We start from the raw sequence: 24278 nt of genomic DNA on the forward strand, positions 1-24278 counted from the left end.
GTTCAGTGCGCAGGAAAATCCCGCTGCATCTATTTGCAAGGATTGCCCAAAGCTTCCCCATAAGACCTTGAACACACCCAGCTTGGCACAGCACCACATGAAGATGCCCGCAAAAGTAGCCTCTGGGGGAGAACTGAAACCGTATCGAAACACTAATTCCGCAGTGTGGGCAAAGATGCGCCCATAGCGAAACCCTTATTTGAGTGCAGTTACGGAGCGGTGGACTAGAATCAATATCAAGCAGCAAAGTAACAAGCCCCGGTGGTTGGCACCGGCAATATGAGGAGAGATTTCAGGCCGGCACGGCCGAACTTATGACCGAGACAACAGCGCACCGCCATGATTCATATCCGGACCAGGGGCCGGGGCAGCAATTCCCGCACTCCATGGATGGTACGCGCACAGAAGTGGTTCATTTTCTCTCCTCGGATCAAATGGTCGCTACTTTGGGTGCAGAAGACGAGGGACTTCGGATAGTTGAGGGCATGTACCCGGGCGTGGAATTTCTGGCCCGCGGCAATGTTCTTACAATTTCCGGCCCGGCCGCTGTAGTACCACGCATCATGCACCTCATGGAGGAAGCCCGTGGCATGGTGGCCCGCAACAGCACCATGAATGCCAGCGTGTGGGAACAGCTCGTTTCCATGCTTAAAACTCGTCCGGACTCCTCCGTCGTGGAAATCCTCAGCTACGACATCCTTTCCAGCAGGGGCAGGACCATTCGTCCCAAAACGGCCAACCAAAAGGACTACGTCGACTCCATTGACCGCAACACGGTGGTGTTCGGCATTGGCCCGGCTGGTACAGGGAAAACATACTTGGCCATGGCCAAGGCAGTCCAGGCTTTGCAGCACAAAGAAGTCAGCAGAATTATCCTCACCCGTCCTGCTGTGGAGGCAGGGGAACGGTTGGGGTTCCTGCCAGGGACCCTCAGTGACAAGATTGATCCGTACCTGCGCCCGCTCTATGACGCACTGCACGAGATGCTCGACCCGGAAACCATTCCGCGGCTCATGGCAGCCGGCACCATCGAGGTGGCGCCGTTGGCGTATATGCGCGGCCGGACTCTCAATGACGCCTTCATCATCCTTGATGAAGCACAGAACACCACACCGGAACAAATGAAGATGTTCCTGACCCGCCTGGGTTTTGGTTCCAAGATCGTCGTTACCGGTGACGTCACCCAGATCGACCTGCCCACCGGCACTAAATCCGGGCTGCGGGTGGTCAGGGACATTCTGCAGGACGTCGATGATATCCACTTTGCTATCTTGGATGCCACGGATGTGGTCCGCCACCGCCTTGTGGGGGCCATCGTCAGCGCCTACAACGACTGGGATGACGCCCATCCCGGCCCCACCACACCCAAGGAAAGCACCTCTCGATGAGTATTGAAATCAACAACGAATCCGGCGTGGAGGTGCGCCAGGAAGAGCTTGTCAGGCTCATCAAGCACATCTTGGCTGCCATGTTCATTCACCCACAGACCGAAGTCTCCGTCATTTTGTCCGATGTGGAGACCATGGAAAAGCTGCACATCGAATGGATGGATGAGCCCGGTCCCACCGACGTGCTCTCCTTCCCCATGGATGAACTGCGTCCGGGCACGGCGGGCATGCCCACCGCCGCTGGCCTGTTGGGAGACATTGTCCTGTGCCCCTTCATCGCGCAGGAGCAAGCCGCAGCTGCGGGTCACTCCATGGAAGAGGAACTGCTGCTGCTCACCACCCACGGCATGCTGCACCTGATGGGCTATGACCATGGGGAGCCTGAAGAAAAGGAAGAGATGTTCGGCATTCAGCGTGAACTCCTCTCCAGTTTCCTGGGCAAGGACGCCCCTCGGGAGACAATGAAGTGACGCTTGTTGCACTGCCGATCGTGGGGATTATCTTCACGATCGTGGCAGCCTTCATGGCCGCCCTTGAATCCGCACTGAGTTTCTTTCCCCGTCATGATGCGGAATCCGCTGCCAACCGCGGCCGCGGCAGGTCCCTTGAGAAAGTCCTTGCCGAACCACGGACCCACCTGAATGCCTTGCGTTTTTGGCGTGTCTGGTCGGAAATGGCGGCCGCCGTAGCCGTCGCCATTTTCCTCGTGGGCCTCATTGGCAACGAGTGGATTGCCGGCCTCATCGGCACAGTCGTCATGGCGCTGCTCGGCTTCATGCTGGTGGGGGTCTCCCCGCGCCGCTTGGGTCGCCTCCACGCAGGAACGCTGGTGGGCCGCTCTGCCTGGCTCATACAACTTTTGTGCCGCATCCTCGGACCTATTCCAGATTGGCTTATCCTGATCGGTTCAGCTGTGGCCAAGGACGCACCGGCTGGAGATGAGACGTTCGTCAGCGAGGGGGAGTTCCGTGAGTTTGTTGATCGTGCCAGCGAATCGGACATGATCGAGGACAACGAGGCTGAACTCATCAACAGCGTCTTTGACTTGGGCGAAACCATGGTGCGTGCCGTCATGGTGCCGCGCACGGACATCGTCAGCATCGACCAGATCCTCACCCTTGACGAAGCCCTGGAGGTGTTTCTCGGCTCAGGGTATTCACGGATCCCGGTCATTGCCGGCAGCACCGACCACATCCTTGGCATCCTCTACCTCAAGGATGTTGTGGCCACCTTGCACAGATTGTCCGACGGCGAAGACCAGCCCCTCGCTGCGCAACTGGCCCGCAACGTCCGGTACGTGCCCGAATCCAAGCCCGTCGATGACCTGCTGAACGAACTGCAACGTGAGTCGACGCATATGGCCATTGTTGTCGACGAGTACGGCGGCACGGCCGGGCTGGTCACCCTCGAAGACCTGATCGAGGAAATCGTGGGCGAAATCGCCGACGAATATGATCTTGTCGCCCCCGATGTGCAGGACCTCGGCGACGGCCGCTACAGGATTCGCTCTCGCATGGCAGTGGATGAGTTGGGTGAACTATTCGACAAGGATCTGGACGACGACGAGGTGGACACCGTGGGCGGTTTCATGGCCAAACACCTGGGCAAGATCCCGTCGCTGGGCAACACTGTGCAGGTCAACGGCATCCTGCTGCTTGTTGAGCGTATGGAAGCCTCCCGCAACCGAGTCAGCCACGTCATTGCCAGCGCCGTCGAACCGGCAGGCAATGACAACACGGAGTTGCGCACCCTGGATGCAGGGAACACTAAAATTACCGGCTTGAAGCACGACGGCGGCACGCCGGGCGCTGCCAACCCCACACAACAGCACCACAGGAGCGATCATGAGTAAGTCAAAAGGCAAGTCAGGCCTGATTGAAGCCAAGGGTGAGGGGTTCCGTGCAGGGTTTGCAGTTCTTGCCGGACGGCCCAACGCCGGCAAGTCAACACTGACCAATGCGCTGGTGGGCCAGAAGGTCGCCATCACCTCGGCTAAACCGCAAACCACCCGGCACACTATTCGTGGAATCGTGCACAGGGAGATGTTTCAGCTTGTCCTAGTCGACACTCCAGGGCTGCACAGGCCACGCACCTTGTTGGGCAAACGCCTGAACGACCTCGTCGCAGACACCCTCTCCGAAGTGGACGTTATTGGGTTCTGCCTGCCGGCCAATGAAAAGATCGGCCCCGGGGACCGCTACATCGCCACCCAGCTGGGACAGGTGGGCAACAAGCCGGTCGTGGCCATCGTGACCAAGACCGACACGGTCGACCGCCAGGCAGTGACTGACCAGCTGATCGCAGTCGAGGCGCTGGGACGGGAAGTCATCGGCGAGAGGGGATTTGCCGCCGTCGTGCCAGTCTCTGCCGTGGAGGACTTTCAGGTCGAAACCCTGGCCAAGGTCTTTGCCGACTACCTGCCTCTCTCTCCAGCCCTCTACCCGGACGGGGAACTAACGGATGAGCCGGAAGCGGTCATGGTTGCCGAACTTATTCGCGAGGCGGCGCTGGAGGGTGTCCGCGATGAGCTTCCACACTCCCTGGCTGTTGTAGTGGAGGAGATTGTGCCCAGGGAAGGTCGCACCGAGGACAACCCGCTCCTTGATGTGCGGGTGAACCTGTACGTCGAGCGGTCCTCACAAAAAGCCATCATCATTGGCAAGGGTGGGGCACGCCTGCGCGAAGTTGGAACCAACGCCCGCAAGGGGATCGAAGCGCTTTTGGGCACAAAGATCTACTTGGACCTGCATGTGAAGGTTGCCAAGGACTGGCAGCGGGATCCCAAACAGCTCGTCAAACTCGGCTTCTAGGAAGGTGGCGGCCTTGAAGGGCCGCCGCGTTCCGATCAAGCCAGTGGGCCTTGGGTGTGGGTGCGGGAGTTCTCAGTGTTCGCCGCTACACTTTTGAGAGTCAATATTCACTCCGAAAGGTTAGTCTATGGGGCGCCGCCGTGCCGAGCCTGGGAAAGCCAGCTCTCCATCTAACCAGGAGAGCTCATCCCAAAGTCATGACGAACCAGCCGGACGGCATTTCAAATCGTCCCGCCACACGCCCCTTTGGCTGCGCATCACGGCATTTTCGGTTGCCGGTGTCTTAGTGCTGGGCTTGGTCACTGCCGGTGTGCTGTTCTTCAAGCTGCAAAGCAATGTCACCACGTCCCCGCTGAATGCTGGAGTGGGAAACGAGCCCTCGAACAAGCAGCAGGTTGAAGAGACCGGCTCGCTGCAGATCCTGATTCTGGGCACTGACACGCGCGACGGAAAAAACAGTGAATACGGCACGGCAGACGACTCGGCCGGTGAAGGCCATTCTGACGTCATGCTGTTGATGGACATTTCCCCCGATAACAGCCGTGTGTCGGTGACAAGCTTTCCACGGGACCTGATGGTGCCCATCCCTAAGTGCAAATCCGCAGTGACAGGAAAAGTCGTTCCCGGCGAGGCCAGCGGCCAGCTCAACGCGGCACTCGAGTCCGGGCCTGGCTGCACGGTGGCCGCCATCAACGACATGACTGGGCTGACTATAGACCACTTCATGCTGGCCGACTTCACCGCAGTGAAGGAACTCTCCAACGCCCTAGGCGGAGTTGAGGTCTGCGTTGACCACGCCATGGACGACTTCGACGGTTCTCACCTGAAACTGCCGAAAGGCAAAAGCCTTGTTAAGGGTGAGCAGGCCCTGGCGTTCCTGCGCACCCGGCATTCCTTTGGCGAGTCCAGCGACTTGGACCGGATCAAGGCCCAGCAATACTTCCTTGGCTCCATGGTTCGCAAGGTCAAGAGCGAAGGCACATTGACCAACCTGCCGAAGCTGTACAACCTGGCCGACGTTCTCACCAAGAACCTCACGATCGATGACGGACTGGCCAACATTCCTGCCATGGTCGTCATTGCGAACCGGCTGGCCAAGATCGACCTGGCGCAGGTTTCCTTTGTGACCGTGCCCACTAAAGAATATGTGGGCGACCCAAATAGGGTGCAGCTGATGGAACCGCAGGCCGGCCAATTCTTCGCCGCACTGCGCGCCGAAAAGTCCCTGACGGGGCCGCCCACGCCGAAAGCCGGCGCCACAAGCACCCCCACTGCGGGTGCACCCGGAGGCAGTGCGGCCACCACCCCCTCCAGTGCGGTCCCGGAAGTTCCTGCACCGTCAGCCGCCGTTTACGACAAGGCGTTGCAACCCATCAGCGTTGCCAACGCCTCGGCCGTGGTGGGGCGCAGCGTCAAGCTGCTGAAAACCCTCACGAACGCAGGCTTCACCAATGCGTGGCAATCCGGGGATATTGCGCCAGCACCCACAACTCAGCTGCTCTACGGGCCCAACATGGCTGACGTCGCTGCCGATGTTGCGGCTTTGTTCAAGCTCCCCGCGACTGCGGTGGTGTCGGACCCCACCGTCAACGGGCTGAGCCTGGTGGTGGGGACCGACTGGACGTCGGGGGCGGAGTTCGGCAAGATCGTGGTGCCCAAAGACATCGTGGCGAGCACAGCTGCCAACGGCGGGGAATGCCTGACGGTCAACCCGCTGTACTACACCGACTAGCTACAGACGCTCCGGAAAAGGGCGCCGCTGCAGCGATTTCTCGCTGCAGCGGCGCCCTTTCCGGTGTTGTGCTGTGGCGTCGGTTGGTGCCGGTGCTACCAGATGCTCACGCGATCCCCCGGCTCACGCCACATGGCGTCCTGTGGAGTCGTGTCAAAAGCGTCGTGGAAGGCGTCAAGATTGCTGGCTACGGCATTGCAGCGCAGCTCCGACGGAGAGTGCGGGTCAACGGCGAGGCGCCGCAGGGCCTCCTCGGGGCGGATCTTTGTACGCCAGCATTCAGCCCATGAGAAGAAGAATCGCTGTGCGCCGCTGAGGCCGTCAAGCTCCGGTGACTGTGCACCATTGAGGCTGAGTTGGTACGCCTTGAATCCAATGGCCAGCCCGCCCAGGTCACCAATGTTCTCACCAAGTGTCAGCTCACCATTGACAAACTCACCGGGCGCAGCCGTGGGGGAGAGTGCATTGTACTGCTCCACCAACTTGGCTGTGAGCTTGTCAAACGCTTCCCGGTCAGCGTCACTCCACCAGTTGCGCAATGCCCCGCTGCCGTCGAACTGCGAACCTTGATCGTCAAAGCCATGCCCAATCTCGTGCCCTATGACAGCACCGATGCCCCCATAGTTGGCGGCGTCATCCGCATCCGCGTCAAAGAACGGTGGTTGCAGGATCGCAGCCGGGAACACGACCTCGTTCATGGTGGGGTTGTAGTAGGCATTGACCGTCTGTGGGGTCATGAGCCATTCCTCGCGGTCTATGGGTGCCCCGATCTTCGCCAACTGCCGGGCCAGCTCAAAAGCGTTGCTGCGTTCAATATTGTCCAAAAGCTCGCCGGCAACTATCTCAAGGTTTGAGTAGTCACGCCATTTGGAAGGGTAACCAATTTTAGGGGTAAAGGCCGCAAGTTTTTCCAACGCCTTTTCCTTGGTGCCCAGACTCATCCAGCCAAGCCCGGCAATGCTGCTGCGGTAAGCCTCAATGAGGTTGGCAACCAGCTCTTCCATGTGCGCCTTGTGGGACTCGGGGAAGTGCTTGGCAACATAAAGCTGCCCAACTGCTTCGCCAAGCACGCCCTCAACCAAGGCCACGCCGCGCTTCCATCGGTCCCGAATCGCCGGAGTGCCGCTGAGCGTGGTGCCGTAGAACGCAAAGTTTGCCTCAACAAAGGCCTTTGACAGGTACGGGGCCAGGCTCGAAATGGTCCGCAGGGAAAGCCACGCCTGCCAGTCGGCACAGCGGTCCTGAACCAGGAGTGCCTGCTGACCCGTAAAGAACTCTGGAGTTGCAACCACCATTTCCGCATGCTGCGCTGCTGTGACGCCCAGCGCGTCCAGCCAGATCCCCACTTCGGGCAGCAACTCCTGCGTTTGCTGGGCGGTCATCAAGTTGTACGTCTTTTGCGGGTCCCGCAAAGACACCTTGTCCAAATGCGTGGCAGCGATCTGTGTTTCCAGCGTCATAATGCGTTCAGCCTTGGCTGCAGCGTCCGCAAGTCCTGCGAGTTCAAGCATCCCCTGAATATGCACCACGTAGGCCTCACGGATGGAGGCGAACTTTTCCTCACGGTAGTAGGACTCGTCGGGCAACCCCAGGCCCGCCTGGAAAAGGTGCAGCAGCGAGCGGTCCGGATTGCCGGCGTCGTTGCTGACATAGGCACCAAATAAGGTGCTGCCGCCCTTGCGATCCAGCTCTCCCATGAGCTGCACCAGCGCCGGGATTGAATCAGCGGCTTCAATGGCGGCAAGCTTTTGCGCCAGCGGCGTGGCGCCTGCGGCTTCAATGGCGGCTTCATCCATGAAGTCGGCGTAGAGTGCACCGATCTTTGCCGACAGCTGTGGGCTGTCAGCCTCGGCATTCTTCGACTCCGTACCGGCGTGTTCAATGATGTCCCGCACAGCTGATTCGGAGTTGTCACGCAAAACGGTGAAGGATCCGCTCAGCGCCCGGTCCGCCGGAATCACCTCCGCCGCCAGCCAGCCTCCATTGACATGCTCGAACAAGTCATCCTGTGGCCGGGTATTCGGGTCGATGTGATGGAGGTTGATGCCGGAATGCGTCAAGTGAATCGCTTCCCCTTCAGTGGGTCAGTTTCAATGGGTCAGTGGTTCCCTCACCTTGGGATGTGCGGCAAGGTGAGTTGTTTCACCATCATCCTACGTGCCGTGCTAGTGTAAAAAATGTGCGCACTGGAATGCTTCTTCTTAGCTGCCGCGGCGAGGCCTCGAACCGCTTGAACTAATCAACGCGGACCATGGCCACCCTCGCTGCGGTGTTTGTGTTGCCCGGCCGGCCTCTCTTCTCGTTGAATAACATTAAGGTCATCTGCAATGCGAAATGCACAAAAACCATCCGGCATGCCCGTTCACCGCTACGTGCCGTTCCAGGACCAAATCTCCGTCAGCCTGCCTGACCGCACCTGGCCGGACAAGATCGTTACAAAGGCGCCGCGCTGGTGCGCCGTAGACCTGCGGGACGGCAACCAGGCCTTGATCGACCCGATGAGCCCGGGCCGCAAGATGAAGATGTTCCAGCTGCTGGTCAAGATGGGCTACAAGGAAATTGAAGTCGGCTTCCCTTCAGCTTCACAAACCGACTTTGACTTTGTCCGCCAGCTTGTTGAGGGCGGCCACATTCCCGACGATGTCACCATCCAGGTCCTGACCCAGGCCCGCGAGCACCTGATTGAGCGTACCTACGAGTCCTTGGTTGGTGCCAAGCAGGCCATCGTGCACTTGTACAATTCCACGTCCGTGCTGCAGCGCCGGGTGGTGTTCAACCAGGACGAAGACGGAATTCTTGACATTGCCCTGCAGGGTGCCCGGCTGTGCAAGAAGTTTGAGGAAACGCTGGCGGACACGCACATCACGTACGAATACTCACCTGAGTCCTTCACTGGCACCGAGCCCGAGTATGCCCTGCGCGTGTGCAACGCCATCGCAGATATTTTTGAAGCCTCCGCCGACAACCAGGTCATCATCAACCTGCCGGCGACGGTTGAAATGGCCACCCCGAACGTCTACGCCGACTCCATTGAATGGATGAGCCGCAACCTGCATCCTCGCGAGGGCATCATTTTGTCCCTGCACCCGCACAACGACCGCGGCACCGGCGTTGCTGCGGCAGAGCTGGGTTATCTGGCTGGCGCAGACCGCATTGAAGGCTGCTTGTTCGGTAACGGTGAACGCACAGGCAACGTGGACCTGGTCACGCTGGGGCTGAACATGTTCACCCAGGGCATCGACCCCATGATCGACTTCTCCGACATTGATGAAGTCCGCCGCACCGTTGAATACTGCAACCAGCTGCCCGTGGCCGAGCGCTCACCGTATGGTGGCGATCTTGTCTTCACCGCCTTCTCCGGCTCCCACCAGGACGCCATCAAGAAGGGGCTGGAGGCCATGGAGGTTGACGCGGCCGCAGCTGGCGTCGCCGTGGAACAACACACCTGGAACGTCCCGTACCTGCCCGTAGACCCGAAGGACCTGGGCCGCAGCTATGAGGCTGTCATCCGAGTCAACTCCCAGTCCGGCAAGGGAGGTGTGGCCTACCTGCTCAAGAACGAGCACAGCCTTGACCTGCCACGCCGGGCACAAATCGAATTCTCCGGAGTCATCCAAAAACGGACAGATACCGTGGGCGGGGAAGTCAGCGCAGCCGAGCTGTGGACCATCTTCAAGGACGAATACCTGCCAGCTGAAAGCGCTGAAGGCCAATGGGGGAGGTACCGTATTGGTTCCTTCACCACCTCCACCGACGACGAAGGTGAGATGACACTGATCGCCAAGGTCGTCATTGACGGGGAAGCGCACACCCGCACCGGAACCGGCAATGGCCCGATTGCGGCACTGCTGGCCATCTTGGCCGAAGACGGCATGGATGTGCGTGTCCTTGACTATTCCGAGCACGCACTCTCCGAAGGCGGCGACGCGCGCGCCGCAGCATTCGTCGAGTGCACCGTGGGCGAGCGTGTTCTGTGGGGTGTGGGCATTGATTCCAACACCTCTACTTCTTCGCTGAAGGCCGTCATCTCAGCTGTGAACCGCGCCATCCGCGACGTCCGCGCAGCCTAGCGTTTTCCGCGCCTGCAGCCCGAGGCTGCGGGCGCGGAAAAGAAGCTTGCAGGCCCTTCGCTCAATACCCCTGACATTGATGGAACAATGGAGGGGTGTCCAATCAATCCTTTGCCGCCCGAACCTACCGGGATGACGCCGTGGTGCTGCGCACCCACAAATTGGGTGAAGCGGACAGGATCATCACGCTGCTTACCCACCACCATGGCCAATTGCGGGCGGTGGCCAAGGGAGTTCGCCGGACCAGCAGCAAGTTCGGAGCGCGGCTGGAGCCGTTCATGGTCGCAGACCTGCAACTGGTCAAGGGACGCAGCTTGGACATTGTCACGCAGGCTGTGGCCCGGGCGAGCTACGGGGACGCCATCGCTGCCAACTATGACCGTTACGTCGTGGCCGCAGCCATGGCTGAAACTGCAGAGCGCCTGACGGACGTAGACGGGGAGACTTCTTCCGCGCACTACCTATTGCTTGTGGGTGCTTTGGCTGCCCTCAGCAGAGGGGCGCATGCCGCTGAACTAATTTTGGATTCATATCTTTTGCGGGCGGTGTCTATCGCCGGCTGGGCGCCGAGCTTCGGCACCTGCGCCCGTTGTGGCGAACCGGGACCTCACGGCGCGTTCAATGCCGCCCTTGGCGGGGCTGTGTGCCATGAGTGCAGGCCACCGGGTTCACCTGCCCCGGCTCCTGAAACCATGGTTTTGCTGGGCCAACTCCTCAGCGCGGATTGGCCGGGGGCGGATGTCTCCGCGGCACAGCATCGCCGCGAAGCAGCAGGGCTGGTGGCTGGATATGTGCAATGGCATTTGGAGCGGACTGTGCGTTCCCTAAAACTTGTGGAGCGTGTATAGCTATATGGCCGGGCAGCGCAGTAGCGACAGGAACAGTATGAGCAGCAGCCGTAGCAGGTCCAAACCGCCCGTTGTGGCACCTTGGCCCCATCCCTCAGGGGCGCAGCCGCCAGCCATTCCGGTCGAGTTTGTACCCAGGCACGTGGCCATCGTCATGGACGGCAATGGCCGCTGGGCCAATCAGCGAGGGCTGCCGCGGATCGAGGGACACAAAGCCGGGGAGCCTGCTCTCCTTGACGTGATGGCCGGTGCCATCGAAATGGGCATCAAATATGTCAGTGTCTATGCGTTCTCCACGGAAAACTGGAAGCGGTCACCTGAAGAAATTCGGTTTCTCATGGGATTTAACAAAGATGTATTAAGACGTCAACGCAATCAGCTGGATGCATGGGGTGTGCGCATTCGCTGGGCTGGGCGCAAACCCAAGCTGTGGGGCTCGGTCATTAAAGAACTTGAGGAAGCCCAGGAGCACACCAAGGACAACGACGTCATTACGTTGACCATGTGTGTTAATTACGGCGGACGGGCAGAGATTGCCGACGCCGTCTCGGCGCTGGCCGCTGACGTCGCGGCCGGGAAGTTGAGCCCCCGTGCCGTCAACGAAAAGACCCTGCAGAAGTACCTCTACGTCCCCGATGCGCCCGATGTGGATCTCTTTCTGCGATCCAGTGGTGAGCAGCGTCTCTCCAACTTCCTGTTGTGGCAGTCCGCCTACGCCGAGTTTGTCTTCATGGATACGCTGTGGCCGGACGTGGATCGCCGCACCCTATGGGCTGCCGTGGATGAATATGCCAGGCGGGACAGGCGCTACGGGGGCGCAGTCGATGCGGCCTCTTCGCGAAGCTAACGGCTTATTTGATCTCTATGTGTTAAATAAATTTATGCCGGTATCACTCAGCTGACGTAGCCGCGTAGCCAGCGGAGAAGACGTGCGTAACCGTCTGCACGCACTGGTTTGCGTGACAGGAAAACTTCGTGCAGCGCGCCGTCGACCCGCTCAAGGGTCACACTATTGCCCAGCGACAGGGTTCGAAGTGCCAAGGAACGAACGTCCAGCACCACGTCTGCCTGCATCATTTGATCACTCCAAACGGGTCCCAGCATGCTCTTTGATGAAAGCAGGACAAGGACGGGAATGGGAAGCTTCAGTCCTCCGGCAACTTCCTGCTGGGCTGCCAAGATGGCTTTCATCCACCCAGCCCTGATGGGGAATGAGTGGGGTGGGCGCAGCTTCTTATCAACGTCCCACTCCCCATATGCTTCACGGCTGATGCCTCGCCAGTAAAAGGATCGTTCGGGCACGCGCATGCGCATGAGGGGACGCAAGTGCGCTAGTTGCACCAAGGGGGTAGCAGCGCGGCGGATGGCGGCAACTCCCTGAATCTCCAGCCAGGGACTGTTCAATATCAAGTGGCTGACCAGCTCTGGATTATGGTGGGCCCACAATGTTGCGATCAAACCGCCGGTGGAATGACCCATCAGGATCAGCGGGTGCGGCCCGCCCAGAACTGGGGCGGCGGGTTCCTCCATGGCGGCGGAGCTGTGAGCCACCCTTGAGTCCGTTTCGCCTGCAATAACGGCATGGGCTGCAAGGATCTCCGCGTCGTAGTCCGCGAGGTCGGCCACATAACCGCCCAACGCGGGGGAGTCGAGACTGCGGCCATGGTTGTGCAGATCGAGTGCGTAGAACGCATAACCGTTTGATGTGAAGAACTCTGCCAACCCGGTATTGAAGAAATAGTCGCTCCAACCATGGATAAACAGCACGGCGCCCCGGGCCTTGTCCGTGCTGCCATCCGCAGTCGGAAGCGTCCACGCCGGGGGCTTTTCTGCCACCGGCCTATGCCGCACAAGGGTTGCCCTGTAAAACGTGGGGAACGAAACTTCGGCATCCGTACGGGGTGTATCGGATGCGCTACGCTCTCTATTCCGGAGATGTACCCTTCCGGGGACCAGCAACGGCAGCGCCTGATAGTCCGGCCCCAGGATGTCTTCCTGCCATTGTGGCGTGCTTGTTTCGCTGTTCACGTTCATCCAGTCCCCAACGTTATGGTGTTCCGACGCAAATTTCCGTGCGTGCTATGCCATGCTCACCCTTCCGGGCTCACGTTTGCGTTGTGCTTGCAGCATGGCGACCGGCAGCCCGACCGGAAAACAGGCAGCCGCCCAGAAATGTGCCTTCAAGTGAACGGTAGCCATGCATGCCGCCGCCGCCAAAACCGGCCGCCTCACCTGCAGCATACAGCCCTGCAATGGGGGTGCCCGCGGCGGAGAGCACACGCCCGGACAAGTCCGTTATCAACCCGCCCAGGCTCTTGCGCGTGAGTGTGGTGAGGCGCACGGCAAACAGTGGCCCATGCTCAGGGGCCAGCATGGGATGCGGAGGAACTACTCGCATCAACTTGTCCGTGGAAAAGCGGCGGGCTTCCCTGATTGCGTTCAGCTGCGCGTCCTTACCCAAGCCGCTGACCACTTGGCGGTCACGGGCCACGAGCGTGTCCTGCAGGCCCTGTGGGTCAATCAAATCCTGAGCTATGAGGGAGTTCATCTTCGCGGCAAGTTCCTTCGCAGTGTCGGCTTGGACAAAGTCAACTCCGGCGTCGATGAACTTTTGCACAGGACCGGTTGCCCCTGGCAGCACCCGTTTGGCCAGCAATTTCATGTCCTTGCCCGTCAGGTCGGGATTTTGCTCCGAGCCGGACAACGCAAACTCCTTGCTGATGATGCTCTTGTTCAGCACAAACCAGGAATGGTCGTGTCCTGTGGTTTCCAGATGACGCAGAGTGCCGAGGGAATCGAATCCTGGAAATAGCGGCACCGGAAGCCTGCGTCCGGTGGCATCGAGCCACAACGGGGAAGGTCCGGAAAGGATACGTATGCCGTGGTTGGGCCAGACCGGGTCAGGGTTGTGAATGCCCTCTGGGTAGTGCCACATGCGGTCAGTGTTGATGAGGGCACCACCAGCTTCTGCAACCGAGCGCTGGAATAGCCCGTCCACGGAAGCCGGCACACCCGTGAGCATGTAGCCGGGCCCGCTCCCGTGGGGCCACTGCTCACGGACCATGGAGTGATTGCCGCCTATGCCGCCAGTGGAAACAATGACAGCCCCGGCGTCAACACAGAATTCCCCAGCAACGTCGCGGCTACTGGCCTCACCCCGTTGCGCACCTGTTGGTGCCAGGATCTGGCCGCGCACCCCGGTGACTGCTCCGGCGTCGAACACCAGCTCCGTTGCCCGGTGCCTGTGCGCTATTTGGACGCGGCCGGCCACCACACCTTCTTGCACCTTCGCCAGGAACGGGGCCAGGATGCCGGGGCCGGTTCCCCAGACCACATGAAAGCGGGGGACCGAATTGCCATGGCCCTGGGCGTCATAGCCGCCGCGTTCAGCCCACTGGACCAGAGGGAAGATGCGCACACCCAAGGCGTGCAGCCAGGCCCGTTTCTCTCCAGCGGCGAAATCCACGTACGCCTCAGCCCAGCGGCGCGGCCACAGGTCCTCGGGACGGTCGAAGGCGGCTGAACCCATCCAGTCTGACAGGGCCAGCTCGGCGGAGTCCTTCACACCCAGCCGGCGTTGTTCGGGGGAATCCACCAGGAACAGCCCGCCAAATGACCAGTAGGCCTGCCCGCCAAGCGATGCCTCAGGCTCTTGGTCCAGGATCAACACCCGGCGGCCGGCGTTGTACGCCTGCGCCGCACTGACCAATCCGGAGAGCCCGGCACCCACCACTACAACGTCCGCCTGCTGCCATGTTGCACCGCCATTGGTCTCCATGTGCACATGCTAGCGTCCTTTCCCAGTCACAATGCGGCAGTGCTGCGGAGCGGATCGGACGGCGGCGTTTTGCAGTTGGGCCGTGGAACCGGAAAACTAGGGGTATGCGTATTTATCCCACATTTTTCCGGCTCTGTTTCTCCTGGATGGACGCCGAAAAGGCACACAAGATCGGGTTCACCTTAATCAAGGCAGCCCACACTGTGGGGGCAGGTGCCGTGTTGCGGCGCCTGTTCGCACCCCCTGCCTCGCTGCAAACCGAAGCGCTGGGCCTGAGCTTCCCCACCCCCTTTGGGCTTGCCGCAGGTTTCGACAAGGAAGGCAAGGGCATCAACGCCCTGGCCAATCTGGGCTTCGGCCACATTGAGGTGGGCACTATCACTGGCCAAGCTCAGCCCGGCAACCCGCAGCCGCGCCTGTTCCGTCTCGTCGAGGACCGTGCCGTCATCAACCGCATGGGCTTCAACAACGACGGCGCCGCAGCCGTAGCGCCGCGCCTCAAGCACGCACTGGCCGGGTTGGCGAAGACCTACTCCGGTGTGCGGCCCGTGGTGGGCGTAAACATCGGCAAGACCAAGGTGGTGGAATTGGAGGACGCACTGGGGGACTACCTCATCGGCGCGCGCACGCTGGCGCCCTCGGCCGACTACCTTGTGGTCAACGTCAGCTCCCCCAACACACCCGGGCTGCGTCTGCTCCAAGATGTGGAAACGCTGCGCCCCCTGCTGACCGGAGTCCGCCAAGCGGCCGATGAATCAGCCGGGCGCCACGTGCCGTTACTGGTGAAGATCGCCCCCGACCTGGCTGATGAGGATGTCGCCGAGGTGGCCGCACTGGCCCTTGAGCTGAAACTTGACGGCATTATTTGCACGAATACCACCATCAGCCGCGAAGGTTTGCGCAGCCCGGGAGCCATGGTGGAGGAAAAAGGTGCAGGCGGGCTCTCCGGTGCGCCCCTCAAAGCGCGTTCGCTGGCCGTGCTCGGCCAGCTGAAGGCGATTGTGGGTGATTCCCTGACACTTATTTCGGTGGGTGGGGTTGAAACCGGCGCCGAAGTGCAAGAGCGCCTCGACGCCGGCGCGTCCCTGGTGCAGGGCTACACCGCGTTCCTGTACGAAGGCCCGTTCTGGGCGTCCCGCATCAATAAGGAACTGGCGGCCCTGCGCAAGTAACGGGGCTCTTGCAGCAAGACCGCACCTTCTCCGCTCATGAGTGGCTGACAAGCTCCGCATAAGCGGAGAAGGTGCGTTTGTGCGACTATTCCGCGTTTGTGTGACAGATGTGCCGGGCTACGCCACGCGCGTAGGCGGGCTAACCGTCAGTGCAGGGTCCGTGACCATGCTGGGGGCCAGGGCGGCGTCAATGCCGGCCATCAGCTCTGCGGGGATCTTCACACCTGACGCCTTGACGTTCTCCTTGACCTGTTCGGGGCGGGAGGCGCCCACAAGCGCAGTGGCCACGTTCTCATTTTGCAGGACCCACGCAATGGCCAATTGGGACATTTTCAATCCCAGCTCATCGGCGATGGGCCGCAATTTTTGTACATTGGCCAAGATGTCGTCGTCGAGGTAGTCCTTGATGGTGTTTTTTCCGCCGTGCTCGTCCGTGGCACGCGAATTTGCCGGCAGCGGCTGACCCGGCAGGTACTTCCCAGACAGCACGCCTTGTGCCATGGGCGACCACACTACCTGGGACATGCCCAGTTCCACCGCGGCAGGAACCACTTCGGCCTCGATGACCCGCCACAGCGCCGAGTATTGCGGTTGGTTGGACACCAGTGAGAAACCGGCTTGGCGTGCCAGTGCTTGTCCGTCGCGTAGCTGCTGGGCGTTCCATTCAGAAACACCAATGTAGAGCGCCTTTCCTGCCCGCACCACATCTGCGAAAGCCGAGATGGTTTCCTCAAGTGGCGTTTCATGGTCGTAACGGTGTGCCTGGTACAAGTCCACGTAGTCCATGTTCAGGCGGCGCAACGAACCGTTGATGCCCTCCATGATGTGTTTGCGGGACAGGCCAGTGTCATTGGGGCCCTTGGGTCCCACAGGCCAGTACACCTTCGTGAACACTTCAAGGGATTCGCGGCGTTCGGAAGCCAACGCGGCGCCGAGGACTTGCTCGGCAGCGCCGTTTGCATAGGCGTCCGCCGTGTCAAAGGTGGTGATGCCGGAATCGAGCGCGGCACGCACACACGCCGTGGCGACGTCGTTTTCCACCTGCGAGCCGTGTGTGAGCCAGTTTCCGTAGGTGATTTCAGTAATTTTCAAGCCTGATCGGCCAAGGTAGCGGTATTCCATACCACCAGCCTAGCGAGCTGGCCGCTGGTAGAAAACCCCTGGGAACATCCTGCTAGCTCTCTCTTAAAGCACAACGCCGACCGCGTCCCCAAGGGAGGCGGCCGGCGGCTGGTGCGCGGTCAAAAGGAGGGCTCAGGAGGGCCACTCGCCGCGGCGCACCAGAGGTTTGGGCAGGCGCATGCGGCGGAACTGCAGGGAACGCATGCAGCCGTACCAAATGACGCCCTGGTCAACCGAACCGTACTTGGCGGCCAGCTGCCGTTTGAGCTTACGCCCCATGAGCCAGGTGTCGATGACCACGAACGCCACCATGACCCAGAAGGCGCCAAAGAGAATGATGGCAGCATTGCTGTTCTGCGGCAGCACAACTGTCAGCACCACGATGCCCAGAGCGGCGAACATGACGAATTCGCCCAGGCTGAAGCGGGCGTCCACATAATCGCGGGCATAACGCTTTTGCGGACCCTTGTCCCGGATGGGCAGGAAACGCTCTTCACCGGTGTCCAGGGCGCGTCGCATGCGGGCCTGCTGTTCGCGGCGCGCTTCACGGTCGGCCGTCTTGGCGGCGGCGCGGTCGTTGGGCACAAGCGGACGCTTGCGCGCATCCTCCTGTGCCTTGCGCGAGGGGGTGGGCACACCCTTGGCAGATTGGGGGTCTTTAGACCGGCCAGTCAGCTCGTCGTGGGCAGGCAGGGGCTGCGGGGCGGGGGATTGATCTTTCTTACGTCCAAACACCCGTACAGGATACCCTGAACCGGGCCGCAGCCTTGACCGTGGCCGCTTCAGCGGCGGTAGTGTGGGGATTATGACCACAGCACAGCCCTCAGCCACCCCGCTCAACGACTTCCCTACTGCATCGCTGCCCGCCGCCGCCCTGCGCGAAAGCGTCACCGTCCATTTCAGCGAAACCGTCGCTGAGCTTATTGAACTGGTGGCCATCCCCGGCATTGCCTGGGACGCGTTCGATCCCGCAGCCCTTGAGCGCAGTGCCGAGGCCGTGGCAACGCTCATCCGCTCCACCGGCCTTGATGATGTGCAGATCCTGCGCGTTCCCAAGGACGACGGCGGGCAAGGCGGTCCCGCCGTCGTCGCCCGGAAAGTCGCGGCTCCGGGTATGCCGACGGTGGTGCTCTATGCCCACCATGACGTGCAGCCGCCCGGTGACAAGGCGCTGTGGGACAGCGAGCCTTTCATCGCCCAAGAACGCAATGGGCGTTTGTACGGCCGAGGGGCCGCCGATGACAAGGCCGGCATCATGGCTCACATAGCCTCCTTCCGGGCAGTCATGGAGACGCTGGGTAACGACTTCGGCGTCGGCGTGACGTTCTTCATTGAGGGGGAAGAGGAAGCCGGTTCACCCACGTTTGCTCCCTTCTTAAAGGAACACCGCGAACTTCTGGCCGGGGATGTCATTGTTGTCGCCGACTCCGCCAACTGGAAGGTGGGGATTCCGGCGCTGACCACGAGCCTGCGCGGGCTTGTCGATGGCATAGTGGAGGTGCGGGTAGCTCACCATGCCGTGCACTCCGGCATGTTTGGCGGACCGTTGTTGGACGCCCCCACCATCCTGGCCCGATTGATCGCCACGTTCCATGATGAGGATGGCTCAGTTGCCATCAACGGATTGCAAGCCAGTGATGAGGCAACCGTGGACTACGCGGAGGACGCCTTCCGTGCTGATGCGGGGGTGCTCGACGGCGTGCGGCTCGCTGGCACCGGCAGCATCACGTCCCGGCTCTGGTGCAAACCCGCCCTGTCGGTGATTGGCATGGACGTCCCTACGGTGGAGTTGAGCTCCAATACCCTCCTTCCCACGGCCCGGGCCAAGATCAGCCTGCGGCTGGCACCTGGCCAGGATCCGGCGTCGGCGTTGGCAGCCCTTGAGGCCCATGTTTTGGACAACGCACCTTTCGGAGCGGAGGCCACATTTATTCGTGGGGAGGCTGGACAGCCGTTTTCCACCGAGACTGCTGCCCCGGCAGCCCAGGCCGCATTGTGGGCCATGGGCCAGGCATGGGGCGTACCGGCTGTGGAAACAGGCATGGGTGGTTCCATTCCCTTTATTGCTGAACTGAAGGCGTCCTTCCCGGACGCGCAAATCCTCGTCACCGGTGTTGAAGACCCTGACTCCAGGGCGCACAGTGCCAATGAGTCCCTAGACCTCGGCGACTTTGCCAAGGCCATTGAGTCTCAATCGCTTCTTTTGGCCGCCATCAACGCTGGCTCGCTCAAGGAACAGAAGGTCTGATCTGGGTGTTGATATAAGTTAGCGCCCGCGCCGGGCTCGACGTAGCATGTAGTTGTACCCTCACGTAAGGAAATGCCATGACAGCAAATGTCCACGAAGAAACCTCAGCAGCAGATACCGTCCAGGCCGAACTTCCCAGCCACGGCGTGCTGATCAGCGATGTTGCCGCCGGCAAGGTACGCAGCCTTCTTGAACAAGAAGGGCGCACTGACCTGCGCTTGCGCGTTGCCGTTCAGCCCGGTGGCTGCTCAGGGCTGATCTACCAGCTCTACTTTGACGAGCGCGTTCTTGACGGGGACGCTGTTCGCGACTTCGACGGCGTCGAAGTCGTCATTGACAAAATGAGCGTTCCGTACCTTGATGGCGCCAGCATTGACTTTGAAGACACCATTTCAAAGCAGGGCTTCACCATTGACAACCCGAACGCCGGAGGCTCATGCGCCTGCGGTGATTCGTTCCACTAACTAGAGCCTGCTGCTCGATGCAGGGCCGTCGGGAAAAGTTTCTTTTGCTACTTCCGACGCACGGAGGGTTTAGTGCGCATTTTGCGTGCCATAGCGGTAAGCTCTACATCGAGTAGTAAAACCCATTCCGCTCCGACGGGCCCAACCCGTCGCAGAGCGCAGCACCAAGAGGAAGGGCCGTCTGTGAGTTCGCAGGACCGAACCGGCAGCCGACGCGCAAAAGTCATCCCCATAGCGGGGTTGGCGATTGTCGGAGCGTTAGCTTTGTCAGGATGCACGGCAGAGAATAGGCACGGCTGGATGCCAGCCGAACGTGACACCACCAATCACACGGCGGGGATCATTGACCTGTGGGTCAATACTTGGATCACCGTCTTGATCATCGGGCTCATCACCTGGGGTCTGATTATCTGGTGCATCATCGCGTACAGGCGCCGCAAGGGAGCTACCAGTTTCCCGCGCCAGACCAGCTACAACCTCCCGCTGGAGGTTTTTTATGTGTTGGTGCCGTTGTTCATGGTGGGAGTGTTCTTCCACTTCACGGATGTGGAACAACAGTCCATCAACGCTCGTGACGCCAACCCGGATGTCAAAATCGACATCCGTGCCAAGCAGTGGTCATTCGACTACAACTACCTGGCCGGCAACGACGTCAAGGAATCCGTTTACTCCGTTGGTGTTCAGGCGGAGCTCGACGGCAAGCCGTTCGACAAGACGACGCTGCCCACCTTGTACTTGCCCGTGAACCGTTCAGTTGAACTCCAACTGAACGCCCGCGACGTGATCCACTCCTTCTGGGTGCCGGCATTCCTTGACAAAAAGGACATGCTTCCCGGCAAGACCAACTACATGACCCTGACACCGACGGTGTTGGGCGAGTACGACGGAAAGTGTGCCGAACTTTGTGGTGAATACCACTCGGAGATGCTTTTCAACGTCAAGGTAGTCACCCAAGCCGAGTTCGACGCACACCTCGCGTCGCTCAAGGCACTAGGCCAGACCGGTGAGCTGACCGAAAAGTACGACCGTAATCCTAACGCTGCGAATCAGAAGTAGGGGGGAGAGGAAAGTGTCTACGCTCGAGTACTCGGCAACCGAAGTGAATTCGGCTGCACCTAGGGTCGTTCCGGTATCCAAGGGACGCATCGTCGTCAACTGGATCACCTCAACTGACCACAAGACGATCGGGTACATGTACCTGATCGCATCATTTATCTTTTTCTGTCTCGGTGGCGTCATGGCGCTCATTATCCGTTCAGAACTGTTTGAGCCCGGTATGCAGATCCTGCAGACCAAGGATCAGTACAACCAGTTGTTCACCATGCACGGCACCATCATGCTGCTCATGTTTGCGACACCACTGTTTGCCGGTTTTGCCAACGTCATCATGCCGCTGCAAATCGGCGCCCCCGACGTTGCATTCCCGCGTCTGAACGCACTGGCTTTCTGGTTCTTCCTCTTCGGCAGCACCATTGCCATGTCAGGTTTCCTCACCCCCCAGGGTGCTGCAGCCTTTGGCTGGTTTGCCTATGCACCGTTGTCGAACACCACCTTCAGCCCTGGCGTTGGTGGAGACTTGTGGGTCTTCGGCCTGGCACTGTCAGGTTTCGGTACCATTTTGGGTTCGGTGAACTTCATCACCACCATCATCTGCATGCGTGCTCCCGGCATGACGATGTGGCGCATGCCTATCTTCACTTGGAACACACTCATCACCGGTATCCTGGTCCTGATGGCCTTCCCCCCGCTGGCAGCTGCGCTGTTCGCGCTGGGTGCGGACCGCCGATTTGGGGCACATATCTTTGATGCCGAATTTGGTGGAGCCATATTGTGGCAACACTTGTTCTGGTTCTTCGGGCACCCCGAGGTGTATATCATCGCCCTGCCGTTCTTTGGCATTGTGTCTGAGATCTTCCCGGTCTTCAGCCGCAAGCCCATCTTCGGTTACAAGGGCTTGGTATTTGCGACAATCTCCATTGCTGCCCTGTCCGTGACCGTGTGGGCCCACCACATGTACGTCACCGGCCAGGTCATGCTGCCGTTCTTCTCCTTCATGACAATGCTGATCGCGGTGCCAACCGGCGTGAAGTTCTTCAACTGGATTGGAACCATGTGGCGTGGTTCGCTCACGTTTGAGACGCCCATGCTGTGGAGCCTCGGCTTCATCGTGACGTTCCTGTTTGGTGGCTTGACCGGGATCATCCTTGCTTCCCCGCCGCTGAACTTCCATGTGTCCGACACGTACTTCGTGGTCGCCCACTTCCACTACGTGGTCTTCGGCACCGTGGTGTTCGCCATGTTCGCCGGCTTCTACTTCTGGTGGCCGAAGTTCACTGGCAGGATGCTCAACGAGCGCTTGGGCAAGATTCACTTCTGGCTCTTGTTCCTGGGTTTCCACGGCACGTTCCTGATCCAGCACTGGCTGGGTGTCTTGGGCATGCCGCGTCGTTACGCCGACTACATGATCGAAGATAACTTCACGTGGATGAACCAGTTCTCCACGATCTCCTCCTTCGTTCTGGGTGCTTCGATGATTCCTTGGTTCTGGAACGTCTACATCACCTGGCGTAGTGGCAAGAAGGTTGAAGTGGACGATCCTTGGGGCTTCGGTGCCTCCCTGGAGTGGGCAACATCCTGCCCGCCTCCGCGCCACAACTTCACGTCGCTGCCGCGCATCCGTTCAGAGCGTCCGGCCTTGGATCTTCACCATCCTGAGCTGGCTCCGCATTACCAGCCGGCCCAGCCGGTTTCGGCATCCTCGAAGGGAGCACAAAAGTGAAGGTAGAAGCTTGGGTATTCCTGCTCGTGGGTGTGTTCTTCATCCCCGTGGCAACCGTCTACGGATTCATGGTCGCCTGGATGGAGCCCGTTGGGTTCCTGGCCCTGTACTTGGTCAGTGCCTTGTGCCTCATGATCGGTGTCTACCTGTACTACACAGGCAACCGCATAGGCCCGCGTCCTGAAGATCGGGTTGACGCTGAAGTCCACGAAGGTTCCGGCGAACAGGGGCACTTCAGCCCCTGGAGCTGGTGGCCGCTCGTTTTGGCCTTGGCTTGTGCCGCTGGTTTCCTGGGCTTGGCTGCAGGCTGGTGGATCTTCCTGGTCGGTGCTGGCCTGGCAGTCATCGGTTTGATTGGCTGGGTTTACGAATACAGCCGCGGAGACCACGCACACTAGAAGTACAGTATTGACCCGGACTCGTTTCCGGATGCACGATCAAAAAGGGATTGCCTCCACTGAAAAGTGGAGGCAATCCCTTTTTTGCTGCAAATTTTTTCTGCACAACTGTACTTACCCAAGGTGCCCTGGGACGCCGTGTTGCAGACTGTCAGGTGGTGTTGTGCGGCCCTTTAGGAGGGATCGGTCAGATCTGTGTGCAACAAGTCCGCCAGGTGATCCACTGCCTTCCGGATGGCTTTCTCATCCGCGTCGCAAGTGCCCACAGCAATCTCAACTACTGTTCCATGCCGGAAATCAGCACTCATGACTTCAAGGAGCGACCTGCCGTCCACGATCGCCGTACCGTCCTTGGTCAGTGTGACAGGCAGACCTGTTTGGTTGACTGCACGGACGAATACAGCGGCCGGACGGGCGTGAAGTCCGACGCTTGCGGCCACAGTGGCCTTTCGGGTGTACATGGATAAACTCCTCGACAGTAGATGCTTCTGTATAGAGGGTAGTCGTGTTTTAGGCTGGTACCAGTGAACAGAGGAGTTTCATGGGCTATTTGGTGCCGCCGGCGAAAGACATCCCGGGGGAGTTGGACAGGAACGCTAAAGTGTCCGTGCACATTCAATTGCGTGAACTGCTGCGCAACTACATCCAACATCACAGCAAGGAAGGGCGCCAGCTGCCCTCCGAACGGGACATGGCCAGTCATTTTTCAGTGGCTCGAATGACGCTCCGCCATGCTGTAGATGCGCTGGTGGAGGAAGAACTCCTGGAACGGGTGGTGGGCGTTGGGACGTTTGTGTCCCGAACGAAGGTGGATCTGAGCCTGAAACTAACCTCTTACACCGAGGAAATGGCTCGCCGCGGCATGCGTCCCTCGGCCCGCACCCTGGCTTTTGAACAGATCCCCGCAACGGCTCGTTTAGCACGTGAGCTTCAGCTCGAAGAAGGCCAAGGGGTTGTGCGCCTGCGTCGGCTCCTGCTTGCCGATGAAGAACCGATGAGTGTGGATGAGAACTTCATCCCGGCGTGGCGGGTGCCGGGCATCTTGGATGCCGGGCCGCCTGCTTCGCTGTACAGCGTCTTGGGGCAGCGGTACGGGCTGGTCATGGAATGGGGTGAGGACACCATTGAGGCCAATGCCGCAGCCCCGTCCATTGCCCGGCTGCTGAAGGTTGACGTCGGCAGTCCGGTATTGCGGACTGAACGGCACGCCTATGTCTCGCGCTCCACCGTGGACTATTCAGTGTCCTTCTACCGAGCTGACCGTTACAAGCTGCGGGTGCCCCTCCTGCGCCCTGGCGTGCGTCCACGGCGCATCTACTAAAGGCAGCCGCTTAGAGGCCTGCAAGCGGTGTTCTCGCCGGTCTGGTGGCTGGCCGGTACCTGGGCAGTGCATGTTGTAGGGCGGGTATGTCTGGCGGAAGTGCAAAAAGCAGTGGGGGGGGTGGCGGGTTTTTGGACCCCCCCCCCGC

21 protein-coding genes are annotated in these 24278 nt (G+C 60.1%); 15 read left to right on the forward strand and 6 right to left on the reverse strand.

What is annotated here, in order from left to right:
- The first annotated feature begins 314 nt into the window (after positions 1-314).
- The 5 genes from JMA46_RS04085 to JMA46_RS04105 all read left to right on the forward strand — a co-directional run bounded on the left by JMA46_RS04085 (position 315) and on the right by JMA46_RS04105 (position 5930).
- Positions 315-1388, forward strand: a complete 1074-nt coding sequence (locus tag JMA46_RS04085; RefSeq protein WP_207344015.1) for a PhoH family protein — start codon at positions 315-317, stop codon at positions 1386-1388.
- Positions 1385-1858, forward strand: a complete 474-nt coding sequence (gene ybeY, locus JMA46_RS04090; RefSeq protein WP_207344016.1) for an rRNA maturation RNase YbeY — start codon at positions 1385-1387, stop codon at positions 1856-1858. Before JMA46_RS04085 ends, ybeY begins: the two co-directional genes overlap by 4 nt.
- Positions 1855-3240 (forward strand): CNNM domain-containing protein, encoded by a 1386-nt coding sequence (locus JMA46_RS04095; protein WP_207344017.1) that lies wholly within the window; start codon positions 1855-1857, stop codon positions 3238-3240. The genes ybeY and JMA46_RS04095 overlap by 4 nt, the downstream gene beginning before the upstream one ends.
- The gene (gene era, locus JMA46_RS04100) at positions 3233-4198 is read left to right on the forward strand and encodes a GTPase Era (RefSeq protein ID WP_207344018.1); all 966 of its coding nucleotides are present in this window, start codon (positions 3233-3235) and stop codon (positions 4196-4198) included. Before JMA46_RS04095 ends, era begins: the two co-directional genes overlap by 8 nt.
- Positions 4199-4325: 127 nt before the next feature.
- Positions 4326-5930, forward strand: a complete 1605-nt coding sequence (locus JMA46_RS04105; RefSeq protein ID WP_207344019.1) for an LCP family protein — start codon at positions 4326-4328, stop codon at positions 5928-5930.
- 95 nt (positions 5931-6025) lie between these two features.
- Here JMA46_RS04105 and JMA46_RS04110 read toward each other — a convergent pair whose 3' ends face one another.
- Complete coding sequence (locus JMA46_RS04110; RefSeq protein WP_207344020.1) at positions 6026-7990, reverse strand: M13-type metalloendopeptidase; 1965 nt, start codon at positions 7988-7990, stop codon at positions 6026-6028.
- A 267-nt stretch (positions 7991-8257) separates the two neighbouring features.
- Here JMA46_RS04110 and leuA point away from each other — a divergent pair, with 267 nt between their 5' ends.
- The 3 genes from leuA to JMA46_RS04125 all read left to right on the forward strand — a co-directional run bounded on the left by leuA (position 8258) and on the right by JMA46_RS04125 (position 11695).
- The gene (gene leuA, locus JMA46_RS04115) at positions 8258-10000 is read left to right on the forward strand and encodes a 2-isopropylmalate synthase (protein ID WP_207344021.1); all 1743 of its coding nucleotides are present in this window, start codon (positions 8258-8260) and stop codon (positions 9998-10000) included.
- Positions 10001-10095: 95 nt separating this feature from the next.
- Positions 10096-10848, forward strand: coding sequence for a DNA repair protein RecO (gene recO / locus JMA46_RS04120; protein ID WP_207344022.1), 753 nt, complete (start codon positions 10096-10098; stop codon positions 10846-10848).
- Between the two features lie 37 nt (positions 10849-10885).
- Positions 10886-11695 carry an isoprenyl transferase gene (locus JMA46_RS04125; protein WP_207344023.1) on the forward strand — a complete coding sequence of 270 codons (810 nt, stop codon included), beginning with the start codon at positions 10886-10888 and terminating at the stop codon, positions 11693-11695.
- Positions 11696-11742: 47 nt separating this feature from the next.
- Here the strand turns inward: JMA46_RS04125 and JMA46_RS04130 are convergent, their stop codons facing one another.
- Together JMA46_RS04130 and JMA46_RS04135 are read right to left on the reverse strand one after the other, a co-directional pair.
- Complete coding sequence (locus JMA46_RS04130; RefSeq protein WP_348770052.1) at positions 11743-12876, reverse strand: alpha/beta hydrolase; 1134 nt, start codon at positions 12874-12876, stop codon at positions 11743-11745.
- 76 nt (positions 12877-12952) lie between these two features.
- Positions 12953-14626: an FAD-binding dehydrogenase gene (locus tag JMA46_RS04135; RefSeq protein ID WP_207344025.1), complete on the reverse strand. Its 1674-nt coding sequence runs from the start codon at positions 14624-14626 to the stop codon at positions 12953-12955.
- Positions 14627-14730: 104 nt separating this feature from the next.
- On the opposite strand from JMA46_RS04135, the gene JMA46_RS04140 reads away from it, so the two are divergent.
- Positions 14731-15798 carry a quinone-dependent dihydroorotate dehydrogenase gene (locus JMA46_RS04140; protein ID WP_207344026.1) on the forward strand — a complete coding sequence of 356 codons (1068 nt, stop codon included), beginning with the start codon at positions 14731-14733 and terminating at the stop codon, positions 15796-15798.
- A 117-nt stretch (positions 15799-15915) separates the two neighbouring features.
- Here JMA46_RS04140 and JMA46_RS04145 read toward each other — a convergent pair whose 3' ends face one another.
- Complete coding sequence (locus JMA46_RS04145) at positions 15916-16920, reverse strand: aldo/keto reductase family protein (protein WP_207344027.1); 1005 nt, start codon at positions 16918-16920, stop codon at positions 15916-15918.
- Between the two features lie 132 nt (positions 16921-17052).
- Positions 17053-17655, reverse strand: a complete 603-nt coding sequence (locus JMA46_RS04150) for a DUF3043 domain-containing protein (protein ID WP_207344028.1) — start codon at positions 17653-17655, stop codon at positions 17053-17055.
- A gap of 70 nt (positions 17656-17725) precedes the next feature.
- On the opposite strand from JMA46_RS04150, the gene JMA46_RS04155 reads away from it, so the two are divergent.
- The 5 genes from JMA46_RS04155 to JMA46_RS04175 all read left to right on the forward strand — a co-directional run bounded on the left by JMA46_RS04155 (position 17726) and on the right by JMA46_RS04175 (position 22809).
- Positions 17726-19168, forward strand: coding sequence for a dipeptidase (locus JMA46_RS04155; protein ID WP_207344029.1), 1443 nt, complete (start codon positions 17726-17728; stop codon positions 19166-19168).
- Positions 19169-19245: 77 nt separating this feature from the next.
- Positions 19246-19632: an iron-sulfur cluster assembly accessory protein gene (locus JMA46_RS04160; RefSeq protein WP_207344030.1), complete on the forward strand. Its 387-nt coding sequence runs from the start codon at positions 19246-19248 to the stop codon at positions 19630-19632.
- A 183-nt stretch (positions 19633-19815) separates the two neighbouring features.
- Positions 19816-20688: a cytochrome c oxidase subunit II gene (coxB, locus tag JMA46_RS04165; protein WP_207344031.1), complete on the forward strand. Its 873-nt coding sequence runs from the start codon at positions 19816-19818 to the stop codon at positions 20686-20688.
- A 13-nt stretch (positions 20689-20701) separates the two neighbouring features.
- A complete protein-coding gene (gene ctaD, locus JMA46_RS04170) occupies positions 20702-22411 on the forward strand; it encodes a cytochrome c oxidase subunit I (RefSeq protein WP_207344032.1) in 1710 nt (569 codons plus the stop codon).
- Positions 22408-22809, forward strand: coding sequence for a cytochrome c oxidase subunit 4 (locus tag JMA46_RS04175; protein ID WP_207344033.1), 402 nt, complete (start codon positions 22408-22410; stop codon positions 22807-22809). Before ctaD ends, JMA46_RS04175 begins: the two co-directional genes overlap by 4 nt.
- A 173-nt stretch (positions 22810-22982) precedes the next feature.
- On the opposite strand, the gene JMA46_RS04180 is transcribed toward JMA46_RS04175, so the two are convergent.
- Positions 22983-23270, reverse strand: coding sequence for an HPr family phosphocarrier protein (locus JMA46_RS04180; RefSeq protein ID WP_207344034.1), 288 nt, complete (start codon positions 23268-23270; stop codon positions 22983-22985).
- 80 nt (positions 23271-23350) lie between these two features.
- Between JMA46_RS04180 and JMA46_RS04185 the strand changes: the two genes are divergently transcribed.
- Entirely contained in the window at positions 23351-24130 is a 780-nt protein-coding gene (locus JMA46_RS04185; protein ID WP_207344035.1) for a GntR family transcriptional regulator, read from the forward strand.
- Positions 24131-24278: the final 148 nt, after the last annotated feature.

It is taken from the genome of Arthrobacter sp. E3 (assembly GCF_017353415.1).
Taxonomy (GTDB): domain Bacteria; phylum Actinomycetota; class Actinomycetes; order Actinomycetales; family Micrococcaceae; genus Specibacter.